Origin of the sequence: Buttiauxella warmboldiae (assembly GCF_003818135.1) — a bacterium.
GTDB classification, from domain to species: Bacteria; Pseudomonadota; Gammaproteobacteria; order Enterobacterales; family Enterobacteriaceae; genus Buttiauxella; species Buttiauxella warmboldiae.
The window spans coordinates 110,798-129,085 of record NZ_RPOH01000030.1 but is presented as its reverse complement, the minus strand read 5'-3'; the positions used below and the strand labels follow the sequence as shown (position 1 = coordinate 129,085).

Genomic DNA, 18,288 nt, shown 5'->3' with positions numbered 1-18,288 from the left:
CGGCTACGCCGTCCAATACCGCTTTCTTATGGCACTTATTTGTTCAGTTGCTGGAGCTGGATCTGGTCGGCGTATTTGGCTTGCTCCGCCAGCGTCGGAAACTGTGCTGGCAGATAAAAATGCTGTGGCGCTTTAAGGCCACGCATATCGCTGCCGGGATGAATTTGCAGCTCGCCAAGCTGGCTCAATGCCAGCCCGGCAACAGCCGCTGGCATGGTTAAACGATAACGCCGCGCTTTTTCGAATGGCACTTCAGTTGGGTAGCGGTTTTCGCTTAAATCGTAGTTACGATTGAGCACCAGAAACTTATCCGGCACCCGGCGTTTGCTGTTCCACCAGTCACCGTCGACTTCACGGAATTGCCTTTCCGATTCGGTTTTTCTGACGGCGCCAAGCTGCACCAGAACTTTATGTAACGCCTTATCCATCGCGGCGTTGTAGGCTTCAACCGAGCGGCCATGGCCGTGCAAAATCACGTTGATAGCAAGCCTTGCGCCCAATAAGTTGGAGTAGAGATCTTCCGGCGAGAAGGCAGAGACCTCCTCAGAAAAGCCCGGAACGGACTGGAACCCATACCACTGAGCGATTTCATGCCATTGTGCGAGCTGGAATGCGAGATGTCCCGCAAGCCATGCGGCAAGAGTATAACGCTCCGACATCGATGCAGGCGGGGTGAAGGCATAAAGCTGAATACGCCGTACGCCTAACTCTTCGCTATAGAAAAGACGCCACTCCTGGCCGAGCCGGGAATAAATCTGCGTAAACAGGTAGAAGGTGTTATCGGCGGTATCACGGACGTGGGCGATATCAATAAAGCCCCCGCGCTGGCTATAAATCAGGCCGTTTTTCTCGCCGCTTAAACCAACGATATTTTTGACGGCGCCCAGCGCGCTGTCGTTATAACGATGCTGGCCGAGCGTCGGGAGCGTGAGAATATTACCAATCTGATAGACAGGAATCGGTACACCCACTGCGCGAACCTGCAAATCATAACCAAATGCGCAGCACGGGCGCAGTGATTCTGGAGCCGTGAGATCTTGCGCGACAGGCCACACGCGTCTTGCCTGCTCAATAGGCGAAATATCCGTAGGGTTGAGTGGTGCACCAATACTCTGAAAGGCCACGCCCAATAGTGCTGCCCAAAACCAAACCCGCATTAAAATGCCTCCGCAACCTGAAAGTAAAACCCGCTGCTCTCTTTACCGATTCCCAAATCGAGGCGAATATTCATATCTGGTTTCACCTCGAAACGATAGCCTGCCCCCACGGTGGGCAGCAGCGGGTTATCTGACAGATGTTGCGGGCTATCGCTTAACGCACCGACCCCCAACCACAGAACGTAGCCGTGTCGCCAGTTGAGTTTTTTACGGTATTCCAGCTGGGTACTGACAACATCTTTATCGCGGTAGCGCCCCTGATAATAGCCGCGCATCCGTTTGTCATCACCGGCCTGAGATAGACGATCCCAGGGCACCTCACCACGAGCAAAACGCCCCCAAAGATCAAAGGCTAAAACATCTTCATCCCTAAGCGGGAAGTAGTAATTATATTGCAGCTGCAAAACGGTAAAGTGGCTATCCGAGCCGATGGCTGGATCAAAAAAAGTGTACTCAGCGCTGAAAAATTGGCCACGCAGCGGCCGGGTTATCACATCCCGCGAATCGTAGCTGATGGCGGCGGTGATGCCGGAGCTTTTCGAGTTACTGCCCGCGTCGTAACGGGAAAAGTTATCGCCCGGATGTGGGTCGGCGATTTTTTCCGCGTCATAGGTTGAAAAATCCCAGCCTACGCCAGCATAAAGGTTATCAACCGCCTGGCGCATAACCTTCGGATGCAGGCTAAACGACTGCTGGGTATATTTCTGCTCGTTCCCCTGCGCCGCGTTATAGCCAATCCCCCAGAATCCGGTGGGGATCTTCGCCAGCGATCCGTCAATAAACAGGCGCCACTCATCATCGGTAAAGAAGGTGTAATTCTTCATCCCCACCCCTAACGCCCCGCTGCTGCTGACAAAGCCGGTAAACGACACCGATGAGTTTTGCGTCACGCGATCGTTGGGATCGACGCGGTACACCCCAGCGATCGCGGTACCCAGCCCAAGCTTCAGTTCCGGGGTATAAAACGGCCCCGGCAGCACGCTCCAGTTAATGCCTTTACCGGCATCATACTGATTATCCGCCCCCAGCTTTCCCAGAAAACCATCCATCTCCTCGCGCGAGGTGGCAACCGCGTCAGTCGATAGATTCACCAGGCTTACTAAACCCCAAAATAGCGCGCCGCGTTTGTTCATCAGAATCGATATTCACCCGCGAGGAAGAAGCTATTACGCTCGTTAAAGCCAATTTCCGTCAACAGATTAAAGTTTGCCGTGAGCTCGTATTGCGCACCAATCAGGGTGTTCCACGGCGAGGTGAGGTGCTGTTTAACATCAAAACGCCCTTCGTTATCTTTATTCACCGAATTGATTAGCGGCTGAAGTTCGGCCGGCATATGCAGATCAGAGAGATTGCCTTTAAACTCCTGCTGCACATCCTGATACATCGCCCCAACCCAGACGCTCAAATGCGACGGCCCGGAAATAGACGGCATATCAAAGCGATACCCTACGCGCGGCGACACCGTCAGGGCAGAGATTTTGCCATCCAGAATATCAAAACTGGTGCGCGTGTAGTTGGTGTCCACCAGCGTAAACCAGTTCTGGTAGCCGCCCGCAAGCGTAATACCCGTGCCATAGGTCACGCCTTCGAAATCGAGCGTAAAATCGATGTTCTGCAAATCGCCGCTCTTATTCAGGCTGTGCACCGACGAGGCAATAATGCGGTTAACGCCGGTATAACGCGACGGATCGGCATCCACCGACACGTTCGAAACCGACGAGCCTTTGGTGTAACCCACCAGCCCATAAATATTTAAAAACGGAAACACCCACATATCCAGACGCAGGTTTTCAGTTTTACTGCGCTCGCGCGTATGGCCGACGTCAATCGCAAACATATCGCTGGGAATCGGATGCGCGCCAAGTTTCAACCCGGAGAAGGTAATGCTATCGACATCAACATTCTGGCGCATATTCATGTAGCTGAGATTCACGCCAAACGGCAGCGGAATAGAATATCCCCGCGCGCGCGCTTCATCCCCCCAGATGGGAAACCGGCTGCTTTCTGTCACCGCATCTGCCGTAGCGCCAAACGCCGCGCCGGATACAAACAGTAACGGCAGCGCCATTGCCCGACACTGCCGCACACCCCATTGGATTTTCTTCATCGTATTCTCTTATCTTTTTGCATGGTCGATCGGGCGGCTTATTTCCGCTACAGGCCCGCCCCCACATTAAAATAGACGGCCTGTTCGCTGTCGCTAAAGGCGACATCAACCCCGGTATGCAAACCAAACTGGCGGGCAATCAGATAGCGGAACCCGCCGCCATACGCCACTTCGGTTTGCCGGTAGAGATCGTCGGCGGTTTTGCTGGCGCTTCCTGCTGCCACAAATCCCTGCAATATCCAGCGTGGCGTCATTTGCCATGCCAGCTGGGTTTGCACGGTGCTGACATAATCCCCCTGGTAGCGGTAACGCGAGATGCCTCGCAAATTAATATAAGGCCGCGCCATCGGCGGCAGGTGGCTGTCATGGCGCGAAAGCGATTGATAATTTGCCGCCAGTGCCAGAGTGAACTCCTGGCCCAGCGGCTGAAAATATTTCCCGTCGAGCGTCAGCATGTCGTAGCGATAATCACCACCGAGGAAGCCGGTATAAAACTGGTATTCCCCGGTGGCTGACAACCCATTGCGCGGGTAGAAAAAATTGTCAGTGGTATCATATTGCGCAATCAGCCCGACAGCAGAAGAGGCGCTTTCTTCCCCCAGCACCCGTTGCAGTGCCCGGTTAATAACCCGGTTATCCGCTGAGATTTTTGTTTGTGCATAAAACTGCGAGCCGCCAAGAAAAAACGGCGTATCCGCGACGCGAAACAGCAGTTTCTGCATCCCGCCGTAGCCCCGGGTTTGCGTGCTAATCCCCTTGCCCTGGCCAAAACCGGCGATATCACCGGAATAGATATCCAGATTGATATCGGCATAGCCAAGTGCGACCAGATACCGAATGCTGTCGTTATGCCAGGTATGGCGATGGCCGCCGCCGACAAACCAGGTGCCGTTTTGCGTGGCCCCGCCGCCGAATGCCGACATCGCGGGAGGGATCGCGGGCGCATCAGGCCGGGATTTGGCGGCTTTGCTATCTGCCGTATCATGCAAAAAAAGAGCGAATAAGCCGCCGCCGTAGCCAATGGCAGGTTCGGTTATCACTACCGGGATCGGCAGGAAACCGTAGCGGTTTTCGCTCAGGTAGTTGCTCATATCAGGCATGCCATCCGTATCGTCAATCAACCCGGCGGCGTTGGCCTCCAGAGGCGGAAACAGACCTATAGATAACAGAACCGCTAACGCGGATAGGGGCTTTTTCATGGCTGCTTATCAGGCTGTATGGCCGGTGCCGCAAACCAGTTATCCCGTGCCACCGTTACCGGGCCTTCCGGTTGGTTAACAAAATTCGGCGACATAATCTGCACGTTAAACTCGTTAAACACATCCTGAATATGGCTGTGCAATTCACTTTTCACTCCTGCCAGCGATTCATCGGGGCGCAGTGTGACCTGCAGTTCATAGGCGATATACCAGTCCATCAGATTAAGCTGACGCACCAGTGGCAAGGTCTGTTGATCGATACCCTGGGTGCGCCTGGCAGCCAGTTCCAGCATGGCGTGAACCTGCCGCCACGGGGTGTCGTAGCCGATGGTGACGCTGGTCGTCAGGTTGACGCCCCCGCCCGGGTTCTGCGCGCTAAGGTTAGTAATTTTGCCGCTCACCACCACGGCATTGGGCACCGTCACAATGTAGTTTTCGCGCGTCAAAATTTTCGTGGCCAGCATCCCGACTTCGTTTACCAGCCCTTCGTTATCCCCGATGCGGATCACATCACCTTTGCGCAGCGCGCGTGAATAGGTCAGCACCAGGCCGCTCATCGCGTGGTTCATCACCCCGGCCGAGCCAAGCGTTAACATCAAACCGAAGAACACGCTGATGCCTTTAAACGCCAGAGAGTTGGCCCCGGGCAAAAACGGATAGGCCGCTGAAAGCGCGAAGAGCCAGACCATCACCGAAATCAGTTTGCGCGTTGCTCCTACCGTTTCCGGGTGCAGGCCCGGCACCACCAGCTTGCCGCTCTCAACGCGGGTAAGCAGGATTTTCAGCAGCTTCAGAATAAAGGCGGTAATTAAAAAAATGATCAACACAATCAATAAGCCAGGGAAAGCGGAAACGATGGATAACGCAATCCGCTGGATAACATTAATCGACCATTCGCCTAATGATTCCCCCCAGGCTCGCGTCCACGGGTAGAGTTGGAAGATCCAGCTCAGCCAGAGATAAAATGCGGCGATCCCCAGTAAAATCATCAGCAGACCATAGAGATAGCCTTCCACCGCCCCCACTAACTCGCGCCATTTAGCCGGAATCAGCCCCTTTTTCCGGCTGACTCTGGCTTCAAAATAACGCTTCACCCCTCTCCAGGATCGGAATGCGCCATACAGCAGCAGCCCCAAAGCGAGCGTACCGGCCAACGTTTTTGCCGTCGCAGTCGCGAGATAAGACGAAGAGTATTGATCGCGTAAGGAAGTGCGCTGCTCATCCATGCGTATTAATACCAGCTGTGCCGCCCGGTCGAGGGTTAAGTCATCGCCTTCGTCCAGATCGCCTTCAGCCAGCAGCATTAACGGCTTGCCGTTAATGGTAAATAGCCGCGCCTGCTGGTTGTAACGCTTAACCGGAGTCACTTTCACCGGCTGGCGAACATCTTCTTCGCTGAGTGAACGTAGAATGTGGCGAATACGCAGCACGCGCTCTTCGGGCGTCGTCAGACCAAATTTGGCCTGCAACATAACAATCGGGTGATGAAAAATATAAACCGTACGTGCTTTATCCTGTGCGGAAGGAAGCTGCCGAGGTTCCGCCGCCTGTAGCGCGTAAGAGGCGAACAGCGATGTCCATGCCAAAAATAGCAGCAGTGCTCTAATCATATGCATCACCCGGAAAGGAAGGATTTTTATTTTATTATTCAGTTACGCGACAAAATCTCCCCGGTGCATAACCTACGTTGAGCATAGACCAGCATTAAGCATATTCAAGATAACTGAAGAGAGATTAAGGTGTTGCCTGTAAGCAAGCTCGCCAGGTGACAGCTGGATGAACAACAGGCTATCATCAAATAACCTGACGAGAGGATCAGCATTGATGGACATTAATCACAGCGCTGGCGAAAGCGTTATTACCAGCACTAAAGGTTACATGTGGTTCTTGTCATTAAATATTATATTTTGCGTCTGGTTACTGTTGCGCGGCCTCGATATCAGCGGAGCTGAATCGTTTCTTTTAATTTTACAAATACTGTGTAGCTATATCATCTCTCTGTCATTAATAAACCTGATGATTACGCTAAAATTCAGGAAAAATATTACTGATGGTTTTTATCACAAGGCGCTGCCTTAATGTGGTTGTGGTTGCGATAACATTACCCAGGCCCGGGCTATCAGCCAGGGTATGGCGCAATGGCAGAAAGGCATGAACCTCGAAATCCTGGCCGAAAAAGCGGATAAAGAGCTTTATCGCGCCAGGAAAGATGGCAGTAATCGTGTAACTTATTAATAATTTCATAATGCAACTAAATGCGTATTGCTGATGCCGCTTTAACTTAGCGAAGGTCACTAATCGGAAAAATAAATTTCGGGCCTGGCTACTGCCCTCTCATTTATCTCGCCTGATATCTCATCTTGATATTTAAAAATAAACAGATTAGTTAAGACTTACTTTAGTTTCAAATGCTACGGTATATCGCACCATTTATTCCATTTCAATTAGTTAGCTAACTTTGGCATTTTTTTAATTTAACCATTGTTCCACCCCTCTTAATTAAGATATTTCCATGACAATTCAAAATGTAATGGCAAATTTCAGGCCTTGACTATACTCACTGAGCCCCCTAATAAACGGAGTTCCAAAGATGCTCAATAACGTCCCTTTTAAAAGGACAATGATAGCCAGCATGCTTACGCTGATGTCTGGCGCCGTGTCCAGTGTTAATGCCGCACCTGCGACAGCCTCCTCCGAAAATGCCCCCAGGCAAGACACCTCGAAACCTAACATCGTAGTTATTTTCGGCGATGATGTGGGTTACTGGAATATAAGCACCTATAACCAGGGAACCATGGGTTATAAAACGCCGAACATTGACAGCATCGCCAATGAGGGTGCCAAATTCACCTCCTACTACGCGGAACAAAGTTCTACCGCCGGGCGCTCTTCGTTTATTACCGGGCAAATGCCATTCCGTACCGGGATGAGTAAAGTCGGGATGCCGGGTGCACCGCAGGGCATCAGCAAAAATGATCCCACTATTGCCAATATCCTTAAACAGCTCGGCTATGCTACCGGGCAGTTTGGTAAAAACCACCTCGGTGACCGCGATGAATTCCTGCCAACCGCGCACGGATTCGATGAGTTCCTCGGCAATCTCTACCATCTGAACGCCGAAGAAGAGCCGGAAAACCCAGACTATCCGAAAGATCCTGAGTACCGTAAACAGTTCGGCCCACGCGGCGTCATTAAGAGCAGCGCCGACGGCAAAATTGAAGATACCGGCCCGCTTAATATCAAACGTATGGGAACGGTTGACGAAGAGACGCTCGCCGCCAACAACGACTTTATGGAACGCCAGACCAAAGCCGGGAAGCCCTTCTTCACCTGGTACAACACCACCCGTATGCACAACAAAACCCATATCAAAGATGCCAGTAAAGGCGTTACCGGGCTGGGAGATTATGCCGACGGTATGGTTGAGCATGACAAGATAGTGGGCGAAGTGCTGAAGAAGATTAAAGACCTCGGCATCGAAGACAACACCATAGTGCTCTACACCACCGATAACGGCCCGATGCTCGCCACCTGGCCCGACTCCGGCATGACGCCATTCCGCGGTGAGAAAAATACCGGCTGGGAAGGCGGTTTCCGCGTACCGGCGATGATCAAATGGCCAGGCCATATCAAGCCTGGCACCATGATTAACGATATCGTTGCCAGTAACGACTGGTTCCCTACTCTGGTCGCGGCAGCCGGCGTGCCGGATATCAAAGAGCAGTTGCTCAAAGGCTACAAAACCACCTCGATAACTTACAAAGTCCATTTGGATGGCTATAACCAGCTCGATTTCCTGCAGGGCAAAGGCGAAGACCCGCGTAAAGAGTTCTTCTACTGGAGCGATGATGGCGACCTGCTGGCCATCCGCTATGGCCGCTGGAAAGCCCACTTCATGATTCAGGAACATACCGGCATGGATGTGTGGCGCTATCCGTTCACCGTCCTGCGCGTCCCGATGATTTTCGATCTGGAAATCGACCCGCTGGAAAAAGGCGATACCGGTATGGATTACAACAACTGGTTCTATAGCCGCCTGTTCCTGCTCGGTGGCGCGCAGAAATACGTCGGTGAAATGCTGCAAAGCTTCCAGGAGTTCCCACCACGTCAAAAACCAGGCTCCTTCACCGTCTCAGATGTTCAGTCTTTGATCGAGCAGGGTGCGAAAAGTAATTAATTTTTTACTTATACCGGGCAGTCATCTGCCCGGTTGTTCAGGGGACTGCCATGAAATACAGCACCACATTGCCGGCTAAAGCGCTACCGTCAGCAGAAAAATATGATGGCAAGGGCCCTGCCTACCAGCGTCGCTTCCACGTTATGGCGAAGCCGACCGGTTCCACCTGTAACCTTGACTGCTCCTACTGCTTTTATCTGCACAAAGAAGAGTTACTGCACCAGGACCGCCATACCGGCATGAGCGACGAAGTGCTGGAAAACTTCATTCGCCAGTACATTGACGGGCAGGATGGCGAGCAGGTTGTTTTCTCGTGGCAGGGGGGTGAACCAACCCTGATGGGGCTGGATTTTTTCCACAAGGTGGTGAAATTCCAGAAACAGTATCAAAAGCCCGGCCAGCGCATCGAAAACGACTTACAAACCAACGGCGTGCTGATCAATGACCACTGGGCCGAATTTCTGAAAGAACACCGTTTTCTGGTTGGCCTGTCGATTGACGGCCCACGCGAATTACATGACCGCTACCGCGTCACGCGCAGCGGAAAACCGACTTTCGACAAAGTGATGAAAGGCGTCGCAGCGCTCAAAAAATACAAAGTCCCTTTCAACGCGCTCGTCACCGTCAACCGCACCAACGCTCGATTCCCGCTGGAAGTTTACCGCTTTGTCACCCGCGAACTGGGCGCAACCTACGTGCAATTTAATCCGTGCGTAGAAGCGGTTGATTTCAAAGTCACCGCCCCGCAATTCTGGCGCGATGACACCATCCCGATGACCGGAACGCGCCGCGCAAAACCTGGGGATCTGGACTCTATCGTCACCGACTGGTCGGTTGACCCTGAGGACTGGGGCACCTTCCTGAAAACCGTGTTCGAAGAGTGGGTAAACAACGACTTAGGCCGCGTACAGGTCAATCTGTTCGAAACGGCCGTCGCACAAACCATGGGGATGCCCGCGCAGATTTGCACCGCTTCTGAGTTCTGCGGCAAAGGCCTGGCAATAGAAAAAAATGGCGATATCTATTCCTGCGACCACTACGTTTACCCCGAATACCAGATTGGCAATATCGAAGACACCAAACTCGCGCACCTGGCATTTTCCGAACGCCAGAAAGCCTTTGGCATGGGGAAAAAAGACACGCTGCCGGAATACTGTAAACAGTGCCCGTATCTGAAATTATGCTGGGGCGAATGCCCGAAAAACCGCCTTGTTCGCACGCCAGATGGCGAACCGGGCCTTAACTATCTGTGTCCCGGCATCAAAGCTTTCTTCAATTACGCCGAGCCGATGCTGGTCGGTCTCGCCACGCTTTTGAAACGTGACTTTGCAGGATTGCGCAAATGACAAACAGAGAGAAGCTGCTCGAGCTTGAGCAGCGTATGAATCAACAGGTTTTGGGGCAGGAATCGCTGGTGCGGATGCTGATTGTCGCCCTGCTGTGTGACGGGCACGTGCTGCTCGAAGGTTTACCGGGCCTTGCCAAAACGCGTGCCGTACGTGAACTGGCTAAACACGTAGAAGGCGAGTTTCGCCGTATTCAGTTCACGCCGGATCTGCTGCCGTCCGACATTACCGGCAGTGAGATTTACCAGCAAAACGCCACGCGTGAAGAAGACCAGTTCCGCTTTCGCCCGGGCCCGGTGTTCGGCAATATCATTCTTGCCGATGAGATAAACCGCGCCTCGGCGCGGGTGCAATCGGCATTGCTGGAAGCGATGGAGGAACGCCACGTCACCGTTGCCGGGAAAACCTGGCCTCTACCAGGCATTTTCATGGTGCTGGCGACGCAAAACCCGGTGGATCAGGAAGGCACCTGGCCTTTGCCTGAAGCCCAGCTTGACCGCTTTTTGATGAAGGTTGTGGTGGATTACCCGTCCAAAGAGAACGAGCAAAAAGTGATGCAGCTGGTGCGTTCCGAGCAGCAGCAAAAATACCAGGCCAGTGCCGTAGAAAGCCCGGAAAAATTGCCGCCAGCCCTGATGCTTAGCCAGCAGGATATCGCCACCTGCTGGCAGGAAATCTCGGCGGTTTACGTCGCGCCAACGGTTGAAAACTACATCGTCAATCTGGTGGATCTCACCCGCCACCCGCAAGGCGTCAGCGATACTCTTGCCAGCTACATCACTTTTGGCGTCAGCCCACGCGGTACGCTGGCACTCGACCGCTGTGGCCGTGCGCTGGCCTGGCTTGAAGGGCGTGATGCGGTACTGCCGCAGGATATTCAACTGGTGGCTCCAGCCGTACTGCGCCACCGCCTGATGTTGAGCTACCAGGCGAATGCCGATAACCGTTCGCCAGACGAGGTGATTCGGATGTTGCTCGACGCAGTGGTGGCGTAATGGACGGCGCATTGCAGGTTGATCGTCACACCCTGATGGCGCTGGCAGGGGAAGCCCGGCTATTGTCAAACCCGCCAGGGCAAATCCCGCCGGGCGCGCTGGCCGGGGAACGCGTATCGCGCCAGCAAGGCCGCGGGCTTAATTTTGACAGCCTGCGCCGCTACCAGCCCGGTGACGACGTGCGTCTGATTGACTGGCAAGCCACGGCACGGCTGCGCTCGCCATGGATCAGACTCTATAACGAAGAGCGCGAGCGTCCGGTATTCCTGATTGTCGATCAGCGCCTTGATATGTATTTTGCCACCCGTGGACAAACCAAATCAGTCGCGGCCGCTAAAATTGCCGCTCTGCTGGCCTGGCGTAGCTGGCATGATGGCGATCGCCTTGGCAGCGCCATTTTCAGCGACACGCAATATAGCCTGCAAAAATGCCGCGCCCCGAGAACCAGCCTGCCCGCCGTACTCGACGACGTGCTGCAATACAACCAGCGGCTACCCGAACGCTATCCTGAAGAAACCCCAGCCGCCGTTTCGCTTTCCGACGTGCTGCAACACGCCATGCACCTGATCCCCAGCGGATCGTGGGTGGCTGCAATTGGCGATTTCCACGATCTGGACGCATCGGGGGAAGCGTTACTGGCCGCGCTAAGACGGCGCTGTGAAATCAGCGCGTTTGTGATCCTCGACAATCTCCATCTGACGCTGCCAACCCGGGGCAACCTGGCCGCCAGCTATCAGGGCCATGAAGCCGCATTTTCACTTGCACCACGGCTCAAAGATGAGATTCAGCGCAGCGTAACATCACGGCTTTCCGGCTTACAAAATCGCCTGACACGGCTTGGGATCCGCGTGAATCAGATAGTCGTCGCCGAGGATCTTCTCAAACAGCTACAAAAGGGAGTCTGAATGCTGGAGAAAGGATTTAGCGTGCCGGAGCTGCTCAGCCCCGCACTTCCACCCGGTCTTTCCTGGTTTCCACTGCCGCCGGGCTGGTTTGTGCTCGGCGGCATGCTGCTTATCGGGCTGACGATCTTTCTGTTATTTCGCCTTGCGCGCTGGCGGCGTAATTTGTGGCGTCGTGAGGCGTTGGCCGCTTTGCAACAGCCCCATAGCGTCGATAGCTGGCTTGCGCTGATAAAACGCATTCTTCTGATGCACCAGCCACGCCACCATATCAGCCACGCGCTCTCCCCTGAACAACTTTTGCAGCAGGTGGCAATCGACAACGATTTGCGCCAGCAGCTGAGTACCCGATATTGCCAGCCGGATAATCAACTTGAGGCTATTCACAACGCGCGCCTGCAATCGCAACTGAAAAACTGGCTGGAGAAACTACCGTATGTCTGAGTTTCTGAGCCGCATTGATTTCGCCTGGCCCTGGGCCTGGCTGCTGATTTTCCTGCCGCTGATTGGCCGCTACTTGTTACCACAGGAGCGCGAGGTGAAAGAGCACGTTCGCGTACCCTTTTTGCCGCAGCTGATTGATGAGCTAAAACTTAATAGCCAGCCGGTGCGTACCAGCAGGCTTTCCAGCCTGTTTTTCTGGCTGGTATGGATTCTGCTCATCGCCGCCCTCGCCCGCCCGGAATACCTGACGCCACCGCAGCATAGACAAAAGCCGATGCGCGATGTGGTGCTCATCCTTGATGTCTCCGGTTCGATGGGGAAAAACGATGTGCCGGGCGGAGAAACCCGCCTGCAGGCGGTGCAGCAGTCGGTACGCAAATTTGTCGCAGCGCGTAAAACGGACCGCATCGGGCTGGTGATTTTTGCCAGTTCCGCCTGGCCGTTCGCACCGGTCAGCGAAGATAAGCAGGCGCTGCAAACCCGTATTAACCAACTCGCGCCCGGCATGATTGGCGAGCAAACCGCTATTGGCGATGCGCTGGGCGTGGGGGTGAAACTGCTCGACGGCCCCACCAATAAAGAGGCCAGCAAACTGGCGATTTTGCTTACCGATGGTAACGACACCGCTTCGCAGCTGGCTCCAGCCCTTGCCGCACAGCTGGCGGCAGCGCATCACGTTCAGGTGCATACCATCGCCTTTGGCGACCTCAACAGTCGCGGCGATGACAAAGTGGATCTCCCGCTGATGCAGGATATTGCACGCATCACCGGCGGTAAATCCTGGACTGCCGCCGGCTCTGGCGCGTCGCTGGATAGCGTCTGGAAAGAGATTGATGCCATTACGCCGGTACAGGTGAAATCCATCGGCTGGTCATGGCACATCCCGCTATTTCAGTGGCCGCTCCTTCTGGCGCTGGTGCTGCTGATTTTACTCGCGGTCACACGCTTTGTGCGGGAGAAAACAGCATGAGCGACTTCCATTTTGTTTACCCCTGGCGGCTGCTCGGCCTGCTGCTCTACGTCCTGCTGTGGTTGATGGCCAGCGGCCAGCGCAGCGCCTGGCATCAGATTATGGGCAAGCCGTTTGCCAAAGCGCTGATAATCGGACGCCAAAAACGACTCACTCAGGTTTTACCGTGGCTGTGCGCGCTGGGCGTGTTCGCGCTCGCTGGCCCCACCTGGCAGCGTGAATTGCCCGCAGCCCTGACGCAGCAAAGCAATATGATGGTGGTCTTACAGCAAGATCCGGCGATGTACGCCCAGGATTTAACGCCAAGTCGCCATCAGCGGATGCAAAGCAAAATCATGGATTTGATGAACCGCTCGGCCGGCATGCACTTTGGCCTGGTGGTCTACAACAGCCATGCGTATCTGACCACTCCGTTAACCATCGACCCGACGTTTTACTCGCTGTTTTTAGCTGCGCAGAGTCCGAATTTACTGCCGGAAGGCGAGGGGGCGGGACTGAAGCAAGCTATCGCCCTGGCGTTGAAAAATATGCCGGAAACGCCGAATATGCCGCGTAATATCTTACTGGTCGCCGATAGCATTTCCCCGCAGGACGCGGCCTGGCTTACCCAGCTGCAGGTTCCCATCCAGATTTGGGTACCCGGCACCGCCCGCGGTGGTGAATTACCGCAAAACTACGCCCAGCGCGGCATTGATACCCGCCTTAACGTCGAGCGCTTTAGCAAAATTCGTGATGGCGGTATTCCGGTCACCCTGGTCACCGGTGACGACAGCGATGTAGACGTTATCACCAGCCACATTCAGCAGTCGGTTAACGCGCAAAACAACGCGCGCGGCGATTTACACTGGAAAAACAGCGGCTACCTGCTGGTGATTCCAATGCTTTTATTATTGCTGCTCGGGCGGCGCCAGCTGATTTGCTGGCTGATGGTGCTGGTGCCGCTGCTGTATATGCCACAAAGCCAGGCCGCATGGCAGGATGCCTGGATTAGCCCCGATATGCAGGGACAGATCGCTTTTAAACATGGCGACTACAAAAAAGCGGCTGAACGTTTCCAGGACCCTCTGTGGCAAGGCATCGCCTACTACCGCGCCGAAGATTTTGCCGCCGCCGCTTTCGCATTTCGCCAGGCACCGCAAACCGCTGAATCGCTGTTATGGACGGGCAACAGTTACGCTCAACAAAAGCAGTGGCAGCAGGCCATAAACAGCTATGACCGTGCTTTAAGCCTGCGCCCGGACTGGGATATGGCGCAGAAAAACCGCGCGGCTATCGCAAAAATTATAATGGAATTGCGCCAGAAAGAGCGCGACCGCCAGGCGGCTCAGGGCAAAGAACAGGATTATAAACCGGACGAAATTAAACACGATTTAAAGAAAGATCAGGGCGTCAATCAAAAGGATATCCAGCCCGTTGCCAGCAGCAGCCCACAGGTTAATCAGTGGTTTGAAAACCTTGAGGTTTCCCCTTCCGGTCTGCTGGAAAATCTCTACCGCGCCAACACGGAGGAGACGCCATGAGAGCCTTGCTGATTGTGCTTTTGCTGGCCGTTCTGCCTGCCCGGGCTGCAATGGACATCACCCGTGAACTTGAAGCGCCCGAGCATGTGGCGCCTGGCCAACCGGTGCGCGTTGCCATCACCTTCTGGACCGATAGCTGGTTTAACCCACCGCCTGAATGGCCTGATTTTAAAATTGAAAACGGCTCGTTACTCACCACGCCGCTGCCCAACCAGCTGTTGAGCCGTCAGAAAAATGGCATTAGCTGGAGCGGGATCCGCCTGCAGCGTCAGGTTACGGCCTGGGATCGGGGGCTGCTGCGCATGCCGGCGCTGGACATTACGCTAAGCTCGCCAAACCAGCCGCCGGTCACGGTACAGCTGCCAGAGCTGAAAAAAGAGATCGTCTGGCCAAAGGGTGTGGAACAGCCAGACCGTTTCTTGCCAGCCAGCAGCTTAACCCTGAGCCAGAAAATCACCCAATATCATGCCGGTAAAGAGAACAAACAGCTGCACGCTGGCGATGCTGTAGAACGCACCGTTACCGTCAAAGCCAACGGGATTGTCGCGGCGCAAATTCCACAAATACTGTTCGCCATTCCGGGCACCGACACGCAGCGTCTCCTGCCGGTAAACACGCTGCTGAAATCAGGGCGTGGCGAAATAGAAGGTGCGCAGCGCGAAGAAACGCTGCGTTATCTGCCGTCGCAGGCGGGCACGATTATCCTGCCGCCCGTCAAATTACGCTGGTGGGATACCGTTAATCTGCAATGGAAAATAGCGGAGTTACCCGGCTCAACCCTGCCGGTCGCCAAAGCGCCTGCGGCGGGTAGCGAGTCGGCACTGCGCGGCACCAGCGGGCAAGACAAATGGCAAACCGCACTGCTGGCTGGCTTTCTGGCCCTTGTTGCGCTGATCATCTGGTTTATGCGGCGCCTGCTGTGGCGCAGCTGGCAATATCTGCACCACCGCTGGCAACGCTTCTGGAGCCCTGTTCAACTACCCGACCTGACTCCCACTAAAAGGGGTGAACGATGAAACACAAATTTCTACTCAGCGCCTTGCTGCTCGGCACTATTGGCGCGGCGCAGGCCGCCGACCCGCTATCAGCCTGGAACGATACCTCCGCGAAACGGGCTATCGAGCAGTGGGTGCAAAATGCCACCAATCAAGACCGCTCAACCTATATTCCACCTGAGAAACGCTACGTGGTGTTTGATAACGACGGCACCCTGTGGCCGGAAGCCCCGTTAACCTTCCAGCTTCAGTTTGCGGTTGATGAAGTAAAACGCCTCGCGCCAGAGCACCCGGAATGGAAAAATGACCCCATTGTGAGCGCGGTGCTGAATAACGATTTAAAAACCGTTGCTGCTGCGGGTGAAAAAGGGCTGATGCAGCTTTTAGAGCTGACGCACAGCAACATCACCACCGACGAATTTAACCAGCGCGTCAGCAGCTGGGTGGAGAGCCACCGCGATAACCGCTTTAGCTGCCGTTATGATCAAATGGGTTACCAGCCAATGCGCCAGCTGCTCGACTATCTGCGTAAGAACGGTTTTAAAACGTGGATTGTTTCCGGCGGCGGCATCGATTTTATGCGCGTGGTGGCGGAAAAAATGTATGGCATCCCGCCTGAGCAGGTTATCGGCTCCTTCTCATTGAGCGAGTTTGCGCTAACCGATAACGGCACGCAGCTGCGTAAAACCATGAAAGGGGCTTTCTACGACGATGCGGCCGCCAAGCCCGTTGCCATTCACCTGTTTATGGGCCAGCGCCCGGTGGCGGCGTTTGGTAACAGCGATGGCGATTTAGCGATGATGCAGTACACCGCAGCCAATCCGGACTATAAAACCTTCGGTTTGCTGGTTCACCATACCGATGCCGGGCGTGAATATGCTTACGATAGCCATCCACCTGCCAGCGGTAAACTGGTCGAAGGGCTAAGTATGGCGCAGGAGAAAGGCTGGACGGTGGTGGATATGAAGCAGGACTGGAGAACGGTGTTTGACCCGAAATCCTGTGTTCCGGAATCGCCAAAACAGTAAATCTATAAACCGCAGAAACGAAAAACCCGCCGAAGCGGGTTTTTAAATTCTTTAGAGCTTAGTTAACGCTAACCTTACAGGCTAGTTACGTTACCAGCTGCTGGGCCTTTAGCGCCGTTCTCGATGGTGAAGGAAACTTTCTGGCCTTCATCAAGAGATTTGTAACCGTCGTTCTGGATTGCAGAGAAGTGAACGAACAGATCTTTAGAACCGTCGTCTGGAGTGATGAAGCCGAAGCCTTTATCAGCGTTGAACCATTTTACCAGACCAGTCATTTTGTTAGACATGTGTATTACCTTTTGAATTAAGTGTGCCTTACGGCGATTTGGTATGCTTTACAGATTTTATGAAGCGGTAGAGGAGCACACGACAAAGGGTATCCAGGGATGACTCTTGAAGGACTGCTTTACTAAGTTGCTTTAAAGGTCTGTACGTCAAACCGATGGACGTATTAACTCATGCTTAGGCGATGAATGACAAGGATTATTTTAGCCGTCCACAGCTCCAAAGGTAGATTACGTCTCATTTACCGCTTCGTTTACAGGGCGTTTATCACTGGTAAAAACACCCATTAACCATTTGTTAATAATCGACTTTTGACAGTTTTCGCAACGCTTCCGGCGTCACTTCAGGCAGGCCAAAAAATTCCATATAAGCCGGGATCATCTCAAACAACATATCTGTACCAGGTTGTATCTGACAGTCTCTTTTGATTGCCGCCTGCAAAAATGGCGTGATTTCGCTCTTCATCACCACCTCTCCGACGAAGGTGCCCGGCGTTATCGCATTTACATCCACGGGCAGCTCATCGCCAGGATTCATGCCCAACGGCGTTGCGTTAACCACAATGGAAAACTCTTTGGGGTTGCGCAACCCCGTCTGCACGTTAAGCGTCGGATAGTGGCTACGCAGCCGTCTGGCTAACGCTTCGCTGCTCGCCGCCCGGCTATCATACAGCGCCAGCGTATCGACACCCGCCGCGGCCAGTGACGCAGCAATAGCGCAACCAACGCCACCGCTGCCGACGACTAACGCACGCGCACCGCGTAGCGGAATACCTTTGCGCAACACGCCGCGCACAAAACCATCGCCATCGAACATATCGCCTCGCAGCGTGCCGTCCGGCTCAAGGCGAATAGCGTTACAGGCTCCGGCAATTTGCGCCGTGGGGCTGAGGCTTTGCACCAGGTCGCAAGTCAAAACTTTATGCGGCATCGTCACTAACGCGCCAATAATATTGGTCATACGAAATAAAGAAGGGATCAGTTGCGCATAGTCTTCCGCTTTCACCCCCATTGGTACCACTTTGATATCAATACCCTGATTTTCAAACCACGGGTTGTAGATCAACGGCGCTTTAAAGGTGGTGGTCGGGTAGCCCAGATGAGCGATTAAACGGGTATTACCACTAATTTCCATTGCTTCTACCTCTGTCACGGCGCCGTCCG

Annotated in this window: 16 protein-coding genes; 9 read left to right on the top strand and 7 right to left on the bottom strand. The window is 54.0% G+C overall.

What is annotated here, in order from left to right; genetic code table 11:
* Nucleotides 1-35: 35 nt before the first annotated feature.
* From EHN07_RS09145 to EHN07_RS09125, 5 genes are all read right to left on the bottom strand, one after another.
* Complete coding sequence (locus EHN07_RS09145) at nucleotides 36-1,157, bottom strand: DUF4056 domain-containing protein (protein WP_124023859.1); 1,122 nt, start codon at nucleotides 1,155-1,157, stop codon at nucleotides 36-38.
* On the bottom strand, nucleotides 1,157-2,290 hold the full coding sequence (locus EHN07_RS09140) for a BamA/TamA family outer membrane protein (RefSeq protein ID WP_124023858.1): 1,134 nt from the start codon (nucleotides 2,288-2,290) through the stop codon (nucleotides 1,157-1,159). The genes EHN07_RS09145 and EHN07_RS09140 overlap by 1 nt, the downstream gene beginning before the upstream one ends.
* On the bottom strand, nucleotides 2,290-3,225 hold the full coding sequence (locus EHN07_RS09135) for a porin family protein (RefSeq protein WP_167467302.1): 936 nt from the start codon (nucleotides 3,223-3,225) through the stop codon (nucleotides 2,290-2,292). The genes EHN07_RS09140 and EHN07_RS09135 overlap by 1 nt, the downstream gene beginning before the upstream one ends.
* 86 nt (nucleotides 3,226-3,311) lie before the next feature.
* Complete coding sequence (locus EHN07_RS09130) at nucleotides 3,312-4,463, bottom strand: BamA/TamA family outer membrane protein (protein ID WP_124023857.1); 1,152 nt, start codon at nucleotides 4,461-4,463, stop codon at nucleotides 3,312-3,314.
* The gene (locus EHN07_RS09125; RefSeq protein WP_244202381.1) at nucleotides 4,460-6,073 is read right to left on the bottom strand and encodes a mechanosensitive ion channel family protein; all 1,614 of its coding nucleotides are present in this window, start codon (nucleotides 6,071-6,073) and stop codon (nucleotides 4,460-4,462) included. The genes EHN07_RS09130 and EHN07_RS09125 overlap by 4 nt, the downstream gene beginning before the upstream one ends.
* A gap of 980 nt (nucleotides 6,074-7,053) precedes the next feature.
* Between EHN07_RS09125 and EHN07_RS09120 the strand changes: the two genes are divergently transcribed.
* Genes EHN07_RS09120 through EHN07_RS09080 form a run of 9 tightly spaced genes read left to right on the top strand, consistent with a single transcriptional unit; the run spans nucleotide 7,054 to nucleotide 16,840 of the window.
* Nucleotides 7,054-8,640, top strand: a complete 1,587-nt coding sequence (locus EHN07_RS09120; protein WP_124023855.1) for an arylsulfatase — start codon at nucleotides 7,054-7,056, stop codon at nucleotides 8,638-8,640.
* Nucleotides 8,641-8,690: 50 nt separating this feature from the next.
* Nucleotides 8,691-9,986 (top strand): anaerobic sulfatase maturase, encoded by a 1,296-nt coding sequence (locus EHN07_RS09115; protein WP_124023854.1) that lies wholly within the window; start codon nucleotides 8,691-8,693, stop codon nucleotides 9,984-9,986.
* Nucleotides 9,983-10,981: an AAA family ATPase gene (locus tag EHN07_RS09110; protein WP_124023853.1), complete on the top strand. Its 999-nt coding sequence runs from the start codon at nucleotides 9,983-9,985 to the stop codon at nucleotides 10,979-10,981. Before EHN07_RS09115 ends, EHN07_RS09110 begins: the two co-directional genes overlap by 4 nt.
* Nucleotides 10,981-11,886 (top strand): DUF58 domain-containing protein, encoded by a 906-nt coding sequence (locus tag EHN07_RS09105; protein WP_124023852.1) that lies wholly within the window; start codon nucleotides 10,981-10,983, stop codon nucleotides 11,884-11,886. Before EHN07_RS09110 ends, EHN07_RS09105 begins: the two co-directional genes overlap by 1 nt.
* Nucleotides 11,887-12,327 carry a DUF4381 domain-containing protein gene (locus EHN07_RS09100; protein WP_124023851.1) on the top strand — a complete coding sequence of 147 codons (441 nt, stop codon included), beginning with the start codon at nucleotides 11,887-11,889 and terminating at the stop codon, nucleotides 12,325-12,327.
* Entirely contained in the window at nucleotides 12,320-13,297 is a 978-nt protein-coding gene (locus tag EHN07_RS09095) for a vWA domain-containing protein (protein WP_124023850.1), read from the top strand. The genes EHN07_RS09100 and EHN07_RS09095 overlap by 8 nt, the downstream gene beginning before the upstream one ends.
* Nucleotides 13,294-14,817 (top strand): vWA domain-containing protein, encoded by a 1,524-nt coding sequence (locus EHN07_RS09090; RefSeq protein WP_124023849.1) that lies wholly within the window; start codon nucleotides 13,294-13,296, stop codon nucleotides 14,815-14,817. Before EHN07_RS09095 ends, EHN07_RS09090 begins: the two co-directional genes overlap by 4 nt.
* On the top strand, nucleotides 14,814-15,833 hold the full coding sequence (locus EHN07_RS09085; protein ID WP_124023848.1) for a BatD family protein: 1,020 nt from the start codon (nucleotides 14,814-14,816) through the stop codon (nucleotides 15,831-15,833). Before EHN07_RS09090 ends, EHN07_RS09085 begins: the two co-directional genes overlap by 4 nt.
* The gene (locus EHN07_RS09080; RefSeq protein ID WP_124023847.1) at nucleotides 15,830-16,840 is read left to right on the top strand and encodes an HAD family hydrolase; all 1,011 of its coding nucleotides are present in this window, start codon (nucleotides 15,830-15,832) and stop codon (nucleotides 16,838-16,840) included. Before EHN07_RS09085 ends, EHN07_RS09080 begins: the two co-directional genes overlap by 4 nt.
* A 74-nt stretch (nucleotides 16,841-16,914) precedes the next feature.
* Here the strand turns inward: EHN07_RS09080 and cspE are convergent, their stop codons facing one another.
* Nucleotides 16,915-17,127, bottom strand: a complete 213-nt coding sequence (gene cspE / locus EHN07_RS09075; protein WP_034461105.1) for a transcription antiterminator/RNA stability regulator CspE — start codon at nucleotides 17,125-17,127, stop codon at nucleotides 16,915-16,917.
* Nucleotides 17,128-17,422: 295 nt separating this feature from the next.
* Nucleotides 17,423-18,259: a shikimate dehydrogenase family protein gene (locus EHN07_RS09070; RefSeq protein ID WP_124023846.1), complete on the bottom strand. Its 837-nt coding sequence runs from the start codon at nucleotides 18,257-18,259 to the stop codon at nucleotides 17,423-17,425.
* Nucleotides 18,260-18,288: the final 29 nt, after the last annotated feature.

Coding starts and splice junctions, on each gene's coding strand:
- EHN07_RS09125 (WP_244202381.1), bottom strand. CDS start 6,073: ATGATTAGAGCACTGCTGCTATTTTTGGCATGGACATCGCTGTTCGCC.
- EHN07_RS09085 (WP_124023848.1), top strand. CDS start 14,814: ATGAGAGCCTTGCTGATTGTGCTTTTGCTGGCCGTTCTGCCTGCCCGG.
- EHN07_RS09120 (WP_124023855.1), top strand. CDS start 7,054: ATGCTCAATAACGTCCCTTTTAAAAGGACAATGATAGCCAGCATGCTT.
- EHN07_RS09110 (WP_124023853.1), top strand. CDS start 9,983: ATGACAAACAGAGAGAAGCTGCTCGAGCTTGAGCAGCGTATGAATCAA.
- EHN07_RS09080 (WP_124023847.1), top strand. CDS start 15,830: ATGAAACACAAATTTCTACTCAGCGCCTTGCTGCTCGGCACTATTGGC.
- EHN07_RS09105 (WP_124023852.1), top strand. CDS start 10,981: ATGGACGGCGCATTGCAGGTTGATCGTCACACCCTGATGGCGCTGGCA.
- EHN07_RS09090 (WP_124023849.1), top strand. CDS start 13,294: ATGAGCGACTTCCATTTTGTTTACCCCTGGCGGCTGCTCGGCCTGCTG.
- EHN07_RS09135 (WP_167467302.1), bottom strand. CDS start 3,225: ATGGCGCTGCCGTTACTGTTTGTATCCGGCGCGGCGTTTGGCGCTACG.
- cspE (WP_034461105.1), bottom strand. CDS start 17,127: ATGTCTAACAAAATGACTGGTCTGGTAAAATGGTTCAACGCTGATAAA.
- EHN07_RS09100 (WP_124023851.1), top strand. CDS start 11,887: ATGCTGGAGAAAGGATTTAGCGTGCCGGAGCTGCTCAGCCCCGCACTT.
- EHN07_RS09130 (WP_124023857.1), bottom strand. CDS start 4,463: ATGAAAAAGCCCCTATCCGCGTTAGCGGTTCTGTTATCTATAGGTCTG.
- EHN07_RS09115 (WP_124023854.1), top strand. CDS start 8,691: ATGAAATACAGCACCACATTGCCGGCTAAAGCGCTACCGTCAGCAGAA.
- EHN07_RS09140 (WP_124023858.1), bottom strand. CDS start 2,290: ATGAACAAACGCGGCGCGCTATTTTGGGGTTTAGTAAGCCTGGTGAAT.
- EHN07_RS09095 (WP_124023850.1), top strand. CDS start 12,320: ATGTCTGAGTTTCTGAGCCGCATTGATTTCGCCTGGCCCTGGGCCTGG.
- EHN07_RS09070 (WP_124023846.1), bottom strand. CDS start 18,259: ATGGAAATTAGTGGTAATACCCGTTTAATCGCTCATCTGGGCTACCCG.
- EHN07_RS09145 (WP_124023859.1), bottom strand. CDS start 1,157: ATGCGGGTTTGGTTTTGGGCAGCACTATTGGGCGTGGCCTTTCAGAGT.